Origin of the sequence: Amycolatopsis sp. CA-126428, assembly GCF_002904335.1 — a bacterium.
Lineage (GTDB): Bacteria > Actinomycetota > Actinomycetes > Mycobacteriales > Pseudonocardiaceae > Amycolatopsis.
The window spans coordinates 118707-134436 of record NZ_PPHF01000048.1 but is presented as its reverse complement, the minus strand read 5'-3'; the positions used below and the strand labels follow the sequence as shown (position 1 = coordinate 134436).

The window sequence follows — 15730 nt, the reverse complement described above, 5'->3', positions numbered from 1 at the left end:
TTGTCGTATGCAAGCAGATTTCTCCCGGGTTGCCGCCGGAACAACGCCGCCCGCCGCGGGTTGAGAAGGGTATGACCGACGACACAGCGTTGCAGGACTTTCTCGCCGCCCACCGCCACGGCGTCCTCGCCACGATCCGCCGCGACGGCCGGCCGCAGCTGTCCACCATCACCTACCTCCACGACCCGGCATCGGCGACGGTGATCGCGTCGATCACCGAGACCCGGGCGAAGACGAAGAACATGCGCCGGGACCCGCGGGTGACGTTCCATGTGGGGAGCGAGGACGGCTGGAGCTACGTCGTCGTCGAGGGGCGCGCCTCGCTCACGGCACCGGCCGCCGCACCCGATGACGACACGGTGGAAGCGCTGGTCGACTACTACCGGCGCGCGGCGGGCGAGCACCCGGACTGGGCCGAGTACCGCGCGGCCATGGTCGCCGACCAGCGGGTGCTGCTGACCGTCCACGTCGAGAAGCTGCTGGGCCTGGTCCGCTGACCCGCTGCTCCGTTTCGGCTGGTTTCGAAAGAAGATTTCCGCACTGCGGACTGTCCGGGCTTACGATGAGGCCATGAGCAACGAAGCTTTGGTCACCCGGCTCCGGGACCTGCTCGGCAAGGGCGCCGTGCTCACCGATACCGACGTCACGGCTTCATATGCGCGCGACATGATGCCGCTGGCGCCCTCGGGCACGCCGCTCGCCGTCGTCCTGCCCGCGAACGCGGCGGAGGTGCAGGCCGTCGTGAAGGCGTGCGCCGAGGCCAAGGTGCCGATCGTGCCGCGCGGCGCGGGCAGCGGCCTGTCCGGCGCCGCGAACGCGATCGACGGCTGCGTCACGCTGTCGCTGACCAAGCTCAACGAGATCGTCGAGATCGACGCGGGCAACCGGCTCGCGGTCGTGCAGCCGGGCGTGGTCAACCTGGACTTCCGCAACGCCGTGGAGAAGCACGGGCTGTTCTACCCGCCGGACCCGTCCAGCTACGACTGGTGCACGATCGGCGGCAACCTGTCCACCAACGCCGGCGGCCTCTGCTGCGTGAAGTACGGCGTGACGACGGACTCGGTGCTCGGCCTGGAGGTCGTCCTGGCCGACGGATCGCTGCTGAAGACCGGCCGCCGCACGGTGAAGGGCGTCGCCGGCTACGACCTCGCGCGGCTGTTCGTGGGCAGCGAGGGCACCCTCGGCGTGATCACCCAGGCCACGGTCCAGCTCAAGCCCCTGCCCCAGGCCCCCGCGACGCTGGTCGCGGGCTTCGGCACCACCGAGGCGGCGGGGGAGGCCGTCGCCCGGGTGGTGCGCGAAGGTCTCGTGCCGTCGTTGCTGGAGATCATGGACGCGTCCTCGATCAAGGCGTCGGAGGCGTACCTGAAGACCGACCTGGGCGCGGGGTCGGACTGCCAGGCGCTGTTGATCGGCCAGTCGGACGCGGGCGGTGAGGTGGCCCGCCGCGAGCTGGCGGCGCTGGAGCAGATCTGCCTGGACTGCGGCGCGGACCTGGCGTACACGACGGAGGACCTGGAGGAGGGCCGGATGCTCCTGCACGCCCGCCGGGTGGTGCTCACGGCCTTGGAGACGTACGGGCTGTGGCTGACCGACGACGTCTGCGTGCCGCGGACGCGGATCGCGGAGCTGATCCGCGGCTGCGAGAAGATCAGTTCCGAGGTGGGCCTGCGCATCGCGGTGGTCGGCCACGCCGGCGACGGCAACATGCACCCGACGATCGTCTACCAGCCGGACGACCCGGACGAGTTCGAGCGGGCCCAGCGCGCGTTCGACGAGATCCTCGAGGTCGGGCTGGCCCTGGGCGGCACGGTGACCGGCGAGCACGGGGTGGGGAAGATCAAGCGCGAGTGGCTGGCCCGGGAGATCGGGCCGGTGGGGCTGCGGGTGCACCAGGAGATCAAGCGGGCGCTGGACCCGGAGAACCTGTTCAACCCGGGCTCGATGTTCTCGATGACCTGAGGGCTCGGGCTCGAGTAGCTCCCGCAGGGGTCCCCGCCCGGGGGACCCCTGTTTTCACGTTACCGCGAGGGTCCGACAGTTTTGGCCGGCCACACGTGCGCCGAACTGCGACCTCGCTCCGGTGCCCGGCGAGCCGTGGTGCCCGGCGAGCGAACCGGCACTCACTCCTTGATGCGCGGGATCCGCTGCGTGACCTCGGGGTCCGCCTCGGCCAAAGCCTTCTTCTCGCGCCGCGACTTCAGGTACTCCAGCCCGATCGGCACCACCGAAACGAGCACGATCAGCACGAAGATCGCGTCGACGTTGTCGCGGATGAAGCCGATGTTGCCCAGCAGCGAACCCAGGATCGTGATGCCCGCGGCCCACAGGATGCCGCCGAGGACCGTGTACGTGAAGTAGCGCTTCGGGTCCATGCGGCCGATGCCCGCGATCCACGTGATGAACGTGCGGACGAACGGGACGAACCGGGCCAGTACGACCGCCTTGGGGCCGTGCTTCTCCAGGAACTCGTGCGTCTTGTCCACGTACTCGCGCTTGAAGAACTTCGAGTCCGGCCGGTTGAACAGCTTCGGGCCGGCGAAGTAGCCGATGTAGTAACCGGCCACGTTGCCGAGCAGGGCCGAGGCCGTCACCAGGACGCAGACCAGCCACAACGGGGCGTTCAGCGTTCCGTTCGCGATGAACAGGCCCGCCGTGAACAGCAGCGAATCACCCGGGAGGACCGGGAAGATGCTGCTCTCGATGAAGATGATCAGGCACAGCACCGCGATGACCGGTGTCGTCAGCCCGCTCAGCAGGTGCTGCGGGTCCAGCCATGAGGGCAGCAGCGACATCGTGTTGACCGTGCTCTGGGCGAGAATCACCTGGAAAACGGTACAGGGTCACCCTGAGTCGTGGCTGAGACCCGGTCAGACCAGCGTGAGCAGGCCGACCACGGACCCCGCGGCGAGCCCCAGCAGCACCGCCAGCAACAAGATCCAGTACGCGGGCAGCTGCGCCGACGTCCGCACCGGGGCCGGCTCCGGCGGACGCGGGGTGAACGTCGTCGGCGCCTCGGCCTCCAGGGCCGCGCGCTCGCGCTCCAGCGAGTCCGCGCTCGCCCCGGAGAGCAGCCCGTACGCCGAGGGCAGCTCGTTGATCGCGCTGGTCGGGACCGCGTCGGTGGCCGGCTCGGCCCCGCGGACTGCCGACGCCGAAGACCCTGAAGACGTCGAAGAAGCGGCCGGGGACGACGAAGACGTGTCGGACGCCTTGGGGGGCGGCGACACCTGCGGTGCGAAGACGGCTTGCGCGCGAAGGGCGTCCGCCAGCAGCTGCTCGGGGTCCTTCGGCTCGCTCATCTCCGCCCGTCCGCTCGCAACACCTACGTGCTCAAGGTAGCCGTACCCACCTCGGCGACCCATTCTCCCCGGCGCAACACCTTCGCCGGCCGCAGGTCCTGGTCGAGGACCACGACGTCGGCCTGGTAACCGGAGCACAGCATCCCGGTCCGGTCCGCGATGCCGAGCAGCTCCGCGGGCCGCTGGGACGTCGCGTGCACCGCGTCGAGGATGCCGAGTTTCGCACCCCGGACCAGATTGCGGAAGGCGGTGTCCATCGTCAGGGTGCTGCCGGCCAGCGAACCGTTGTCGGCGAGGGTGGCGACGCCGTCGTGGACGTCGACCTCGAGGCGGCCCAGCGTGTAGCGGCCGTCCGCCGCGTCCGTCGCCGACATCGCGTCCGTGATGAGGACCGTCCGGTTGCGGCCGGCGTGCTTGGCCGCCAGGCGGACCACCGTCGGATGCAGGTGGACCAGGTCGCAGATCAGCTCGATCGTGATGCGCTCGTCGTCCAGCAGCGCGCCGACCGGGCCGGGCTCGCGGTGGTGCAGCGGCCGCATGCCGTTGAACAGGTGGGTCGCCACCGTGGCGCCCGCGTCGATCGCCGGCAGCAGCTGCTCCTCGACGCCGTCGGTGTGCCCGATGGCGGCGATCACGCCGGACTCGGCCAGCTGGCGGACGGCTTTCACGCCGCCGTGCAGCTCGGGGGCGATGGTGACCATCCGGATCGCGCCCTGGCCCGCGCGCAGGAGCTTCTCGACCGTGCCGGTGTCCGGTTCGAGCAGCGTCTCCGGGTCGTGCGCGCCGCAGCGGGCCTTCGAGATGAACGGGCCCTCCAGGTGGATGCCCGCGACCTCGCCGTCCTGGACGAGCTCACGCAGCGCCGCGACCTGCTCACGCAGGATGTCCACCGGGTCCGAGACCAGGCTGGCGAGCATGGTCGTGGTGCCGTGACGGCGGTGCGCTCGCACCGCCGTCAGGAGTTCCTCGGGATCGAGGGAGGTGAACGAGCCACCTCCCCCGCCGTGGCAGTGGGTGTCGACGAACCCGGGCACGACCAACGCCCCGCCGACGTCCACGTGTTCGCCGGACGGCGGGGTCCCGGAACCCACACCGGCGATCCGCCCGTCGGACACGGCCACCCAGCCGTCGTCGAGTAAACGGTCCGGGGCGGCGACCCGGCCGCCCATGATCACGAAATCTCCGGCGCCTCTCACGCACCCCAGCATATATTGGTCTGGACCAAGCATGGTGATACGACTCAGTGATCGGAATGGTCCACCCGGGTCACTGTGGGGCTTGCATGGCCTTCTGGAGTGCCTCGAGCGCCCGGCTGGCGGTCGATTTAACGGTACCCTTGGAGATACCTGCGGCCTCAGAGATCTCGGCCTCGCTCAGCCCGCCGTAGTACCGCAGCACCAGCACTTCGCGCTGGCGGGGCGGCAGCTTCGACAGCGCGCTGACCACGGCCTGGTGCTCGCTGGAGAGCATCGCGAGGCTCTCCGCGGAGCGCGCGTTCACCGCGTGCGGGGGCACGTATTCGCGGGCCGTCTTGCGGCGGCGCAGCACGCTGCGCGACCCGTTGACCACCGCGGTGCGCAGGTAGCCGACCGCGGCCGCGGCGTCCCGGAGCCTGCCCCAGTTGCGGTGCAGGCCGGTGAAGGCCTCCTGGACCACGTCTTCCGCCGTCGCGGGCTCGTCCACCAGCAGAATCGCCAGCCGGACCAGCCGCATGCGGTGCTGGCGGTAGAGGTCTTCGAGGGTCAGCGGTGTCGGCGCCTGCGCCGGGGCCGGACCGTCCATGACCCGCAGGTGGCCGAGGGTCGCCTCGACGCTGCGTTCCGCATTGCCCTCGAGCATGAACCCCTGCCTGTTCTCGACCCCGGCTTGCACGGTGTGCCGCGTCAGCAGGTTCACGGTATTCACAGCGCTCACACAGGTACTGACGCACGCCCAGCCTATCGGGTTCGGATGCCGGTGCCACAGATCGGATGCTGGTACAGAACCGTGACACGGGTAGCGTCGGCAGTGTCCCGCCCGCGCCGACCCCGGAGATCCACATGGCCTGGTTCCTCGTCGAAATCACCTACGTCCAGGAGAAGATGCCGGACGTCCGGCCGCGCCACCGGGAGTTCCTGAGCAAGCTGGCCGACGAGGGCCGCGTCGCGGTCGCCGGGCCGCTCGGCGACGGCACCGGCGGCGTCACGCTGTACCGGGCCGACGACGAGGCGCACCTCAAGGAGACGATCGACCAGGACCCGTACTTCCTGGAAGGGGCCATCGCGCAGCGGTCCATCCGCGAGTTCAAGCCGGTGATCGGCGCCTGGCTGCCGTCATAGGTCGAGCACGGCGCTGCCGCGGTCGACGCCGGCCTGACCTGCGCAAAGTCAGCCGGAACGGCGCAAGCCACGCAGCGGCGGACCATCGGCAGGATCGGCGTGATCCCGATGCGGCCGGCGACGAACAGGAACGGCCCGGCGCCGACGAGCGGGAACGTCGTCCGCGGGCCCCGGGCGGTCGCCGCACAGCGAGTATTGCCTGGTCAGCCCGGACGGCAGCACCAGGTCGAGGTGCGCGCCGGGCCGCCAGGCCGGCAGTGGGGTGCCGTTGGCGAGCCGCAGGCTGACGACGCCGTCGGCTTCGGGCCGGATCGTTTCGACGGCCAGCGAAAGGTTCCGGTCCACCGTGCGCACGGGCGGCCGCCGTTTCCCGCTGAATCGGGACAACCGGCGGTAAACGCCCACCACGCCGACCAAAGTGGACATCAGGTGGTCGGTGCGCTCGCTGCCGTCGAGCCGGGTGGGCGCGCGTCGAGCACCCACTGGCCGAGGAACGCGGTGTAGTGCTCGATCGCGGCGATGATCCCCAGCCGCTCGACCAGCCACTCTTCGGCGGCCGGTCAGGTCGCGGTCACCCAGCAGCTTCCGGAACAGCCACTCCATCTGCGCCACGAACGGCCGCACGCGCACGCCCGCCGCTTCGAGGTGCGCCGCCGCGCCGTCATGGGCCTCGGTGTGCACCGCCTCCTGGCCGACGAAGCCGAGGACGTCCGCCCGGAGCCGCTCGTCGCGGATCAGCGGCAGCGCCTAGCCGAACCGCACGTTCCGGGCGGGCAGGACGAGCTGTTCGTCCCCGGACGTCACGACGCCCGGCCGGACAGTTCGTAGTCGGCCGGGTCGACCTTGCGGGTCTCCAGCCAGTAGCGCCAGGTGAAGCCCGGCCAGATCGTCCGGTTCACGCCCTGGGCGTCGAGGTACCAGCTCTTGCAGCCGCCCTGCGTCCAGACGCCCTTGACCAGCTTGTCCTGGATCTCCCGCTGGAACTCGTCCTGCACGCCCGGCCGGACGTCGAGTGCGGCGGCACCGCGCGAATCGGCGAGCTTGATGGCGTCGACGACGTACCGCGCCTGCGACTCGATCATGAACACGACGGAGTTGTGGCCGAGCGCGGTGTTCGGGCCGAGCAGGAAGAACAGGTTCGGGTAGCCGGACACGGTGATGCCCTTGTGCGTCCGCATGCCCTCGCTCGCCCACTCCTTGGCGAGGTTGCGGCCGTCGACGCCGGTGATGTCGAGGTACTCCAGTGCGTCGGTCACCTTGAAGCCGGTGCCGTAGATGATCGCGTCGACCTCGTGCTCGACCCCGGCGGAGTCGACGATCGAGTGCGCCTTGACCTCCTTGATCCCGGCCGTGTTCACGTCGACGTTCGGCCGGGCCAGCGCCGGGTAGTAGTCGTTGGAGATCAGGACGCGCTTGCAGCCCATCGTGTAGTCCGGCGTGACCTTCTTGCGCAGCGCGCGGTCCTTGATCCCCTTCGCGATGTTCCGCTTCGCGATCAGCTCGCCGGCCTTCATGATCGCCGGGTGGCCGTTGAAGCCGATGGCCCGCGCCTCGAGCAGCCAGTACAGCGCGTTGCGGTAGAGCCGCTGGGTGCCGGGGACGCGTTCGAACAGCGTCCGCGCCCACGACGGCATGGCGTGGTCGGGCTTGGGCATGATCCACGGCGGCGTCCGCTGGAACAGCGTCAGCTCGGCGACGTCGGGGGCGATCTTCGGGACGAACTGGACGGCGCTGGCGCCCGTGCCCACGACGGCGACCTTCTTGCCGCGCAGGTCGTACTCGTGGTTCCAGCGCGCGGAGTGCCAGGTCTGGCCCTTGAAGTCCGCGATCCCGGGAAGGCCGGGGATCTGCGGGATGTGCAGGCCGCCGACGCCGGAGACGAGGAACTGCGCGACGAACTCGCGGCCGTCCCTGGTCGTCGCCGTCCAGCGGCGCTCCCGCTCGTCCCAGTGGGCGCCGGTCAGCTCGACGCCGAAGCGGATCTTCTCGCGCAGCCGGTACTTGTCCGCGACGCTCTTGAGGTAGTCGAAGATCTCCGGCTGCGGCGAGAACGACCGCGACCAGCCCGGGTTCTGCTCGTACGAGAACGAGTACATGTGCGACTGCACGTCGCACGCGCACCCCGGGTAGGAGTTGTCGCGCCAGGTACCGCCCACCTCGGCGGCCTTCTCCAGGATCACGTAGTCCCGGATACCGGCCTTCTCGAGCTGGATCGCCTGGCCGAGCCCGGAAAACCCGGTGCCCACGATCACGACCTTGAACCGCTCGGTCATCTGTCGGCCTCCGCTGCGTCGGGGATCCTGCGCAGATGACGTTACCTCAGGTAACAGTTACTTGGAAGTACCGGCTACTGATCAGTACGTCCCGCCGAGCTTGCCGTGGTTCCAGCTGACGACCTTGGTCGGCCGGAAGACCAGCCCGACGCGTTTCGCAGCCTGACCTGCGATGAAAGCGCTCATCTCGGTCGAAGCGGGGTCCTCGGGCTTGGCGCCCGAGTACCGCTGCATGAGCGCGGTCCCCATCCGCGTGACCTCGTCGATGTCCTCGACGAGCTCGACGTCGGCCTCGAACGAGACGCCACGCAGCTTCTCGTAGCTGTCGCCGTCCTCGACCAGCACGGTCGCCTCCGGCAGCCGCCGGAGGTTCTTCGCCTTCTGCGACGTGCCGTACGTCCAGGTCGCGACGCCGTCCTCGTGCGGGAAGTACCAGAGCGGCGCGAGGTGCGGCCGGCCGTTCGGGCCGATGCTGGCGACGTTGATGACCTTCTGCTCGGCGAGGAACTCCCGCACCTCGTCCCCGGTCATCCTGATCTGGTCGCGACGGGACATCTTCACCCCTTGGTGGCGGCCCGCCCGCCGTGGCCGGTGACCGCCGACTCGAACGCGCCGCGCGCCTCGATGTCGGCCAGCGCGGCCTTGTCCGCCGACGGTACCCGGCTGCGGGAGCCGATCTCGACGACCGGCGGCAGGAAGGCGCGGAACAGCTTGAGGCCGCCGACCCAGCGCGGCACGTGGATGGTCCGGGCGCGCTTGAGGATGCCCGCTTCGAGGTCGTCCAGGGCCACGTCCAGCGGGTACGTCTTGCCGATCAGGCCGGGCATCGACGCGCGGAGCTTGCCGAACACCGGGTGCGCGTCGGCGCTCTCGACGAGGTCGGTGCGGATCCACGTCGGGTGCGCGACGCCGACCTTGACACCCAGGTGGGCGACTTCGGCGCGGAGGCTGTTGGAGAACGCTTCGACGCCGGCCTTGGCGGCGGAGTAGTTCGCCATCCCCGGCGCGTGCGTGATCGCGGCGAGCGACGAAATCGCCAGCAGGTAGCCCTTGCGCTCGATGACGTGCGGGAGCGTGACGCGGAACGTGCGCCAGACGCCGAGCAGGTCGACCTCGATGACCTTCTCGAACGCGGCCCGGTCGACCGAGCGGACGAAGCCCGCGGTCGCGATGCCGGCGTTCGCGATCACGATGTCGATCCCGCCGAAGTGCTCGACGACGCTCGCCGTCGCGCGCTCGAGCGCGTCCCAGCTGGTGACGTCGGCTTCCCAGGACCGCGCGTCCGGGCCGATCCGGTCGGCGACCTTCTTCTGCTCGTCGGCTTCGAGGCCGACGAGGGCGACCTTGGCGCCGCGAGCGGCCAGCCGTTCGGCGAGGCCGGCGCCGATGCCACGGGCCGCGCCGGTGATCAGCACCACCTTGCCGTCGACCTTCTTGGTGCCGCTCAGCAGCGAAAACGGGTTGGCCACGGTGCCCTCCTGGACGTCGAACGTCGCTCTCGGAGGGCACCGTACCTCAACTTACCCGCAGTAAGCTACCCATGAGTATGTTCAGGCGGTGGCCGCGCTCAGGGTGGCGACCTCGGCGTCGGTCAGCTCGAGCGAGACCGAGGCGAGGAGGTCGGTGAGCTGCTCGGTCGTCCGCGCGCTGGCGATCGGGGCGGCGACCGTCGGCTGCTGCCGCAGCCACGCGAGCGACACCGTGGCCACCGAAACCCCGTGCGCCTGGGCGACTTCGTCCAGTGCGGCGAGGACGCGTTCACCATCGGCGTCCAAATAGGACATGGCGCGCGCGGCGCGCGGGCTGTCCCCGGTTTGGTCCTTCGTGCGGTACTTGCCGGTGAGAAAGCCCTTCGCGAGGGCGAAGTAGGGCAGGGTCGCAAGGCCTTCGCGCTCGACGAGCGGCGCGAGGTCGCGTTCGTAGTCCCGCTCGACGAGGTTGTAGTGCGGCTGCAGCACGGCGAACCGCGCGAAGCCGTTTTCGTCCGAAATGGACAGTGCTTCGGCGAGCCGCGCGGCGGTGTAGTTGGACGCGCCCAGGTAGCGGACCTTGCCCGAGCGGACCAGGGCGTCGAACGCCGCCAAGGTCTCTTCGAGCGGGGTGTCCGGGTCGTCGCGGTGGGCGTAGTAGAGATCGATGTGGTCGGTCTGCAGGCGGCGCAGCGAATCCTCCGCCGCGGCCTGGATGTTCTTCGCCGAAAGGCCCGGCCGGGCGTCCCACAGCCCGACCTTGGTCGCCACGACGACGTCGGCCCGCCGGCCGCGGGCGGCCAGCCAGTTGCCGATGATCGTCTCGGAGCCACCGCCGCCTCCGTAGAGGTCGGCGCTGTCCAGGAAGTTGCCGCCCGCCGCGGTGTAGGCGTCCAGCACGGTGAACGACCGCGGTTCGTCGGCCGTCCAGCCGAAGACGTTGCACCCGAGGTTGAGTCCGTACACGTCGAGGTCGGTGTTGCCGAGCTTGGTCATGGTTCCGAGATTAGTTGCCGGTTCCGGGAGGAAAACCGGCGTCTCACGCGTTGGAGTGTTCCATGGCTATCGAACTGGGCAAGCTCGGAATCTGGCGGCACTACTCGAGCGTCGACGCGGACTTCGCGGGGGAGGCGGAGAAGCTCGGCTACGGCGCGATCTGGCTGGGCGGTTCACCCGGCGGGGATCTCGAATACGTCGACGACCTGCTCGGCGCGACGGACTCCCTGGTCGTCGCGACCGGCATCGTGAACATCTGGCAGGACGAACCGGCCTCGATCGCGAAGGCGTACGAGCGCATCGCCGGGAAGTACCCGGACCGCTTCCTGCTCGGCATCGGCGCAGGCCACCCCGAGCACACGCAGGAGTTCAAGAAGCCCTACGCGGCGATCGTCGAATACCTGGACGGCCTGGACGCGGCGGGCGTGCCGGTGGCTGGCCGCGCGCTGGCCGCGCTGGGCCCGAAGGTGGTCCGGCTGTCCGGCGACCGCACGGCGGGCGCGCACCCGTACCTGGTGACGCCGCAGCACACGCGCGAGGCGCGGGAAATCCTCGGTGACGGCAAGCTGCTGGCACCGGAGCACAAGGTGGTCCTCGGGACCGACGCGGCCGAGGCCAGGGCGATCGGCCGCAACACCGTCAAGTTCTACCTCGGGCTGTCGAACTACGTCGCCAACCTGCGGAAACTCGGCTTCACCGACGACGACCTCGCGGGTGAGGGCAGTGACCGCCTGGTCGACGCGCTGGCCCTGCACGGTGACGCAGAGACGATCGCGGCGGGCCTGCGCGAGCACTTCGAAGCCGGCGCGGACCACGTGAACATCCAGGTCCTGAACGAGGACCCGTGGCCCGCGTACCGCGCGCTGGCTTCCGAACTGCTGTGATCTCCGTCCGGCCGCCGGCTCGCCCGGCGGCCGGGCACTCCCTTCTGAACCGATCCGACGTGCGGAGAAGTTTCTGTGCGGGGACCGGTGTGCGGCGGCGGTACACCTCGTACGATGCGGTCGGGACCACCCTGTGCCAAGGAGGAGTAACGATGCCCATCGCCACCCCCGAGGTCTACGCGGAGATGCTCGACCGGGCCAAGGCGAACGAGTTCGCCTACCCGGCCATCAACGTGACCTCGTCCGAAACCGTGAACGCCGCCCTCCGCGGCTTCGCCGAGGCGGAGAGCGACGGCATCATCCAGTTCTCCACCGGCGGTGCGGAGTTCGCGTCCGGCCAGAAGGTCAAGGACATGGTGACCGGCGCGACCGCGCTGGCGGAGTTCGCCCAGGTCGTCGCGGCGAAGTACGACATCAACGTCGCGCTGCACACCGACCACTGCCCGAAGGACAAGCTGGACGGCTTCGTCCGCCCGCTGCTCGAGATCTCGACCGAGCGGGTCAAGAACGGCCAGAACCCGCTGTTCCAGTCCCACATGTGGGACGGCTCGGCGATCGACCTCGACGAGAACCTCGAGATCGCCGCGGAGCTGTTGGCCAAGGCCGCGGCGGCGAAGATCATCCTCGAGGTCGAGATCGGCGTCGTCGGCGGCGAGGAAGACGGCGTCGCGCACGACATCAACGAGAAGCTGTACACCGCCGAGGGCGACTTCCTGAAGACGATCGACGTCCTGGGAGCCGGCGAGAAGGGCCGCTACCTGCTGGCGGCGACGTTCGGCAACGTCCACGGCGTGTACAAGCCGGGCAACGTCAAGCTGCGCCCGGACGTCCTGAAGGGCGGCCAGGAGGCGGCGGCGAAGAAGCTGGGCCTGCCCGAGGGCTCGAAGCCGTTCGACCTGGTCTTCCACGGCGGCTCGGGTTCGCTGCCGGAGGAGATCCGCGAGGCGGTGTCGTACGGCGTGGTGAAGATGAACGTCGACACGGACACGCAGTACGCGTTCACCCGCCCGATCGTGGACCACTTCTTCAAGAACTACGACGGCGTCCTGAAGATCGACGGCGAGGTCGGCAACAAGAAGGTCTACGACCCGCGGTCGTACCTGAAGGCCGCCGAGGCCGGGATGGCGCAGCGCGTGGTCGAGGCCTGCCAGGCGCTCGGCTCGACGGGCACGAAGCTCAAGTAGTTCCGGACACGACAAAGGGCCGCCACTTCTCGTGGCGGCCCTTCGTCGTGTTCAGGCCGATTCGGCGACCGGGCGCCGCGCTGCCCACCTCCGGGTCAGCGGTTCCGCGCCGGCCCACAGGGCGAACACCCCGGCCAGCACCACCGCGGCCGTCCAGTACGCCGCCGGTGGGGCCGACTCCGTGTGCGCGTCCCCGAGCACCCACGGGCGGAACTGCGACTGCAGCCAGAACGCGCCGTACCCGAACGCCGTCACCAGCAACGCCCCCGCGGCCGCGCGGACGACGCCGTGGCTCATCGCGAACGCCAGGTCCACCGCCAGACCCACGAAGAGCAGGTAGAACGGCACCGTCGACACCGGGAATCCCAGCCCCAGCAGCAGCGGCCACATCACCGACCGATAAGCGACGTACGCCAGCGCGACCGAAGTAGCCGCCCAGCGGAATCCCAAGGTCTTCCGGGCCAGCACCAGGATCAACGCCATCACGCCGATGCCCCACAGCGGGTACACCCACTCCGGGATCGGCATCGTGAAGTGCAGCACCGCCGTCCGGTCGACCGGGTGCCCGATCTGGTTGGCCGCGAAGTCCAGCAGCGACTTCTCCGCCTCCGGCTCGCCGCGCTCCCAGGCGCGCAGGCCGAGGATGCCGTACTCCTGCTGGCCGTTCGGGAAGAACGTGTTCTCCAGGAAGAACGCCCACAGCGCGAGCAGCACGCCGGTCCGGAAGCGGCCCGGCGGGGACAGCCGGAGCCAGCCGAGCAGGACGCCGGCCTGCATGATGCCCGTGCCCAGGTAGAGCATCATGTGCGACGGGCTCCACGCGGTCAGGTCGAGGCCGTTGACGCGGTGGTTGATGACGTCCAGCGGGGCCGCCACCAGGAACGTCAGCAGGCCGGCCTGCATCAGCCGCAGCGACGTCTTGTCGGCGCCGAGACCCGTGTAGCTGTGGATCGCCACCAGCACCACGATGATCACCGTGCCCACGGTGTTGATCAGGTGCGGCGGCGCCAGGTCGTCGCGCAGCCACCTGAAGTGCCACGACATGTCCCACGACGAGCCGACCAGCTTGAACGCGAACGCCGCCAGCCACATCCCGTAGCAGAACCGGAGCACCCAGTCCGGGGTCGGCTGCCCGGGGGCACCGCGGTGCCAGTGCCGCGTGAAGAACAGCCGCGTCTTGCCGACGGGACTGCGCGGAATGACGTCCACCGGGACGTCGACTGCCTTGGCCATGCCGGACATCATGGCCGGTCATGGTCACGAGTGGGCCAAGACCGTGGCAAAGGACGCGAAAATCGGGGTTCCCCCGACCTTCTTCCCCGCCACCACCCTCAACGGAGGCGCTTCGCGCCCGGGGTTCACCCCTACGGGTGGCGGACTTGCTCCGGGCCGCCCCGGCTTGGCATGGTGTCGCGCCATGATGCCGAAACGAGTTGTCGCGGCGGTGCTCGTCGCCGCGCTGGTGCTGGCCGGCGGCGGGATTCTCGCGGGCTTGTTCTTCTGATCCGGGGGCATGGGCACAATGGCCCCATGACGCACAACCTGCTCGGCCCCGAGCCGACGCTGCTGCCCGAGCACACCGCCGCCCAGGCCGCGCTCGACGCCGGGACCGACCCGGCCACCGTCGCGGCCGAACACCCCGACTACAGCGAGGCCTGGGCTTCGCTGGCCGAGAAGGCCTTCGACGCGGGCGAGACCGTTGCCGCGTACGCGTACGCCCGCACCGGCTACCACCGGGGTCTCGACCAGTTGCGCCGCGCGGGCTGGAAGGGCTTCGGCCCGGTGCCCTGGGCGCACCGCCCCAACCAGGGGTTCCTCCGCGCCCTCGCCGTCCTGGGCAAGGCCGCCGGGAAGATCGGCGAGACCGAGGAGTTCGAGCGCTGCCGGACGTTCCTCGCCGACTCCGACCCCGCCGCCGCGGAAGCCACCGGCCTGAAGTGACCCCCCCGGTCGTGAGTGGTAAGGCGGGTTCTAACCCGCCTTACCACTCACGACCGGCTGCGGGAGACCTCAGAACCAGCCACAGTTGACTGGCGCCGGGAGGCCGGCGAAGCGGCCTTCGAGCCAGGCGAACGCCTCCGGGAACGCCCGCACCGCACCGAGCACGTGCGTCGGGATCAGCGTCGTGCTGAACTGCACCCGCACGCCCTTGCCGCACCACGTCCGGCCCAGGTCGCGGTCCTGCGCGTAGGGGACGATGTCGTCGAGCGCGCTGTGCACGATCAGCACCGGCGCCGTCGGCTTCAGCGTCCCGATCTTCTGCTCGGCCACGCGGGAGGCGTACGGCTCCTCGCCGAGGTACGCGGTGAGCGAGCGGCCGTCGGTGGTCAGCGTCGAGGACTGCGTGAAGGCGTGCGCGGCGATCGCTTCCACCGTGCACTCGGTGCGGACCTGCTCGAACAGCTGCTTCCCGCGCGCGTTGAGCAGCGCCGGGATGTTCAGCTCGGGGTAGGCGTAGTTCATGCTCACCAGCGCGAAGCCGAGGAAGCCGACCGCGTAGTGGCCGTCGAGGTTCTTGGCGACCTCGGCGAGGTCCGCCGGCACCGCCCCCGCGTACGCGCCCTTCAAGTTCAGCTCGGGTGCGTAGCTCGGCTGCAGCTCCGCCGCCGCGGCCGACGCGCCGCCGCCCTGGGAGTAGCCCGCGATCGCGACCGGGCCGTCGTCCGGGAGCCCGGCCTCCGGCAGCCGCTGCGCCGCGCGGATCGCGTCGAGCACGGCGTGGCCCTCGGACGCGCGGTTGACGTACGTGTGGTCCCCGGGCGTGCCCAGCCCTTCGTAGTCGGTGACGACGACCCCGTACCCCCGCGCCAGCAGCCCCGCGATGAACGGCCCTTCGTACTCGAAGCCCGCGGCAAGCGCTTTCGACGGCGCGCAGTCGTCGCCCTCGCCCTGGGTGCCGACGGCGTAGGAAACGATCGGGCGCACCCCGGTGCCGTGCCACGCCGACCGCGGGGTCAGCACCGTGCCGGTGACGGCGATCGGCGAGCCGTGCGTGTCGGTGCTGCGGTACATGATCCGCTGCACGTTCGCGTCGGCCTTGATCAGCTGGACCGGATCGATGTAGAACGTCGACGTCTCGTGCCGGATGAGGTCACCGTTGCGGCCGGCGGGCAGGGGGGACGGCGGATCGTAGAAGGACGCGGCGGAGGCCTGGGGCGGGCCCAGCGTCGCCAGCGCGAGAACGGAAATCGTGGCGACGGCCGCGGAGAGGGCGCGGCGGAGGAAGATACGCATGCTTGCTCCTCGTTGAGCAGGGCGGGTGCGCGGGGAAACACCTTTTTAGACAGAGGTGTCGGAAAAAGAA

General features: G+C 70.0%; 18 protein-coding genes and 2 pseudogenes. 8 read left to right on the top strand and 12 right to left on the bottom strand.

Annotation, left to right across the window (positions count from 1 at the left end; genetic code table 11):
• Positions 1 to 71 precede the first annotated feature (71 nt).
• A complete protein-coding gene (locus tag C2L58_RS13850; protein WP_103337977.1) occupies positions 72 to 497 on the top strand; it encodes a PPOX class F420-dependent oxidoreductase in 426 nt (141 codons plus the stop codon).
• A 73-nt stretch (positions 498 to 570) separates the two neighbouring features.
• Positions 571 to 1962, top strand: coding sequence for an FAD-binding oxidoreductase (locus C2L58_RS13845; RefSeq protein WP_199191257.1), 1392 nt, complete (start codon positions 571 to 573; stop codon positions 1960 to 1962).
• Between the two features lie 161 nt (positions 1963 to 2123).
• Here the strand turns inward: C2L58_RS13845 and C2L58_RS13840 are convergent, their stop codons facing one another.
• From C2L58_RS13840 to C2L58_RS13825, 4 genes are all read right to left on the bottom strand, one after another.
• Positions 2124 to 2825: a DedA family protein gene (locus tag C2L58_RS13840; RefSeq protein ID WP_103337975.1), complete on the bottom strand. Its 702-nt coding sequence runs from the start codon at positions 2823 to 2825 to the stop codon at positions 2124 to 2126.
• Positions 2826 to 2870: 45 nt separating this feature from the next.
• Positions 2871 to 3302 carry a hypothetical protein gene (locus C2L58_RS13835; RefSeq protein ID WP_103337974.1) on the bottom strand — a complete coding sequence of 144 codons (432 nt, stop codon included), beginning with the start codon at positions 3300 to 3302 and terminating at the stop codon, positions 2871 to 2873.
• Between the two features lie 23 nt (positions 3303 to 3325).
• On the bottom strand, positions 3326 to 4477 hold the full coding sequence (gene nagA / locus C2L58_RS13830) for an N-acetylglucosamine-6-phosphate deacetylase (RefSeq protein ID WP_103337973.1): 1152 nt from the start codon (positions 4475 to 4477) through the stop codon (positions 3326 to 3328).
• Between the two features lie 91 nt (positions 4478 to 4568).
• Positions 4569 to 5141: an RNA polymerase sigma factor gene (locus tag C2L58_RS13825; RefSeq protein ID WP_199191266.1), complete on the bottom strand. Its 573-nt coding sequence runs from the start codon at positions 5139 to 5141 to the stop codon at positions 4569 to 4571.
• A 200-nt stretch (positions 5142 to 5341) separates the two neighbouring features.
• On the opposite strand from C2L58_RS13825, the gene C2L58_RS13820 reads away from it, so the two are divergent.
• Positions 5342 to 5620 carry a YciI family protein gene (locus C2L58_RS13820; RefSeq protein WP_103337971.1) on the top strand — a complete coding sequence of 93 codons (279 nt, stop codon included), beginning with the start codon at positions 5342 to 5344 and terminating at the stop codon, positions 5618 to 5620.
• A gap of 65 nt (positions 5621 to 5685) precedes the next feature.
• On the opposite strand, the pseudogene C2L58_RS13815 reads toward C2L58_RS13820, so the two are convergent.
• Both C2L58_RS13815 and C2L58_RS13810 read right to left on the bottom strand, forming a co-directional pair.
• Positions 5686 to 6046: pseudogene (locus tag C2L58_RS13815) on the bottom strand (ferredoxin reductase); the annotation flags it as partial.
• Positions 6047 to 6087: 41 nt separating this feature from the next.
• Positions 6088 to 6367 (bottom strand): annotated as a pseudogene (locus C2L58_RS13810) (metal-dependent hydrolase); the annotation flags it as partial.
• On the opposite strand from C2L58_RS13810, the gene C2L58_RS50390 reads away from it, so the two are divergent.
• On the top strand, positions 6296 to 6448 hold the full coding sequence (locus tag C2L58_RS50390) for a hypothetical protein (protein WP_233225707.1): 153 nt from the start codon (positions 6296 to 6298) through the stop codon (positions 6446 to 6448). The pseudogene C2L58_RS13810 and the gene C2L58_RS50390 sit on opposite strands and share 72 nt — an antisense overlap.
• Here the strand turns inward: C2L58_RS50390 and C2L58_RS13805 are convergent.
• The 4 genes from C2L58_RS13805 to C2L58_RS13790 form a co-directional block, all read right to left on the bottom strand.
• Positions 6421 to 7893, bottom strand: a complete 1473-nt coding sequence (locus C2L58_RS13805) for a flavin-containing monooxygenase (RefSeq protein WP_103337970.1) — start codon at positions 7891 to 7893, stop codon at positions 6421 to 6423. The genes C2L58_RS50390 and C2L58_RS13805 overlap by 28 nt on opposite strands.
• An 81-nt stretch (positions 7894 to 7974) precedes the next feature.
• Positions 7975 to 8448, bottom strand: coding sequence for a pyridoxamine 5'-phosphate oxidase family protein (locus tag C2L58_RS13800; RefSeq protein ID WP_103337969.1), 474 nt, complete (start codon positions 8446 to 8448; stop codon positions 7975 to 7977).
• A gap of 2 nt (positions 8449 to 8450) precedes the next feature.
• Positions 8451 to 9362 carry an SDR family oxidoreductase gene (locus C2L58_RS13795; RefSeq protein ID WP_103337968.1) on the bottom strand — a complete coding sequence of 304 codons (912 nt, stop codon included), beginning with the start codon at positions 9360 to 9362 and terminating at the stop codon, positions 8451 to 8453.
• Positions 9363 to 9443: 81 nt separating this feature from the next.
• Positions 9444 to 10358: an aldo/keto reductase gene (locus C2L58_RS13790; RefSeq protein WP_103337967.1), complete on the bottom strand. Its 915-nt coding sequence runs from the start codon at positions 10356 to 10358 to the stop codon at positions 9444 to 9446.
• 62 nt (positions 10359 to 10420) lie between these two features.
• Between C2L58_RS13790 and C2L58_RS13785 the strand changes: the two genes are divergently transcribed.
• The gene (locus C2L58_RS13785) at positions 10421 to 11242 is read left to right on the top strand and encodes an LLM class F420-dependent oxidoreductase (protein ID WP_103337966.1); all 822 of its coding nucleotides are present in this window, start codon (positions 10421 to 10423) and stop codon (positions 11240 to 11242) included.
• Positions 11243 to 11394: 152 nt separating this feature from the next.
• A complete protein-coding gene (fbaA, locus tag C2L58_RS13780; RefSeq protein ID WP_103337965.1) occupies positions 11395 to 12426 on the top strand; it encodes a class II fructose-bisphosphate aldolase in 1032 nt (343 codons plus the stop codon).
• A 51-nt stretch (positions 12427 to 12477) separates the two neighbouring features.
• On the opposite strand, the gene C2L58_RS13775 is transcribed toward fbaA, so the two are convergent.
• Positions 12478 to 13659: a hypothetical protein gene (locus C2L58_RS13775; protein ID WP_199191256.1), complete on the bottom strand. Its 1182-nt coding sequence runs from the start codon at positions 13657 to 13659 to the stop codon at positions 12478 to 12480.
• Here C2L58_RS13775 and C2L58_RS48585 point away from each other — a divergent pair.
• Both C2L58_RS48585 and C2L58_RS13770 read left to right on the top strand, forming a co-directional pair.
• Positions 13658 to 13930, top strand: a complete 273-nt coding sequence (locus tag C2L58_RS48585; RefSeq protein ID WP_146073582.1) for a hypothetical protein — start codon at positions 13658 to 13660, stop codon at positions 13928 to 13930. The genes C2L58_RS13775 and C2L58_RS48585 overlap by 2 nt on opposite strands.
• Positions 13931 to 13956: 26 nt before the next feature.
• A complete protein-coding gene (locus C2L58_RS13770) occupies positions 13957 to 14367 on the top strand; it encodes a DUF3151 domain-containing protein (RefSeq protein WP_013230816.1) in 411 nt (136 codons plus the stop codon).
• 69 nt (positions 14368 to 14436) lie between these two features.
• On the opposite strand, the gene C2L58_RS13765 is transcribed toward C2L58_RS13770, so the two are convergent.
• On the bottom strand, positions 14437 to 15660 hold the full coding sequence (locus C2L58_RS13765) for a lipase family protein (protein WP_103337963.1): 1224 nt from the start codon (positions 15658 to 15660) through the stop codon (positions 14437 to 14439).
• Positions 15661 to 15730: the final 70 nt, after the last annotated feature.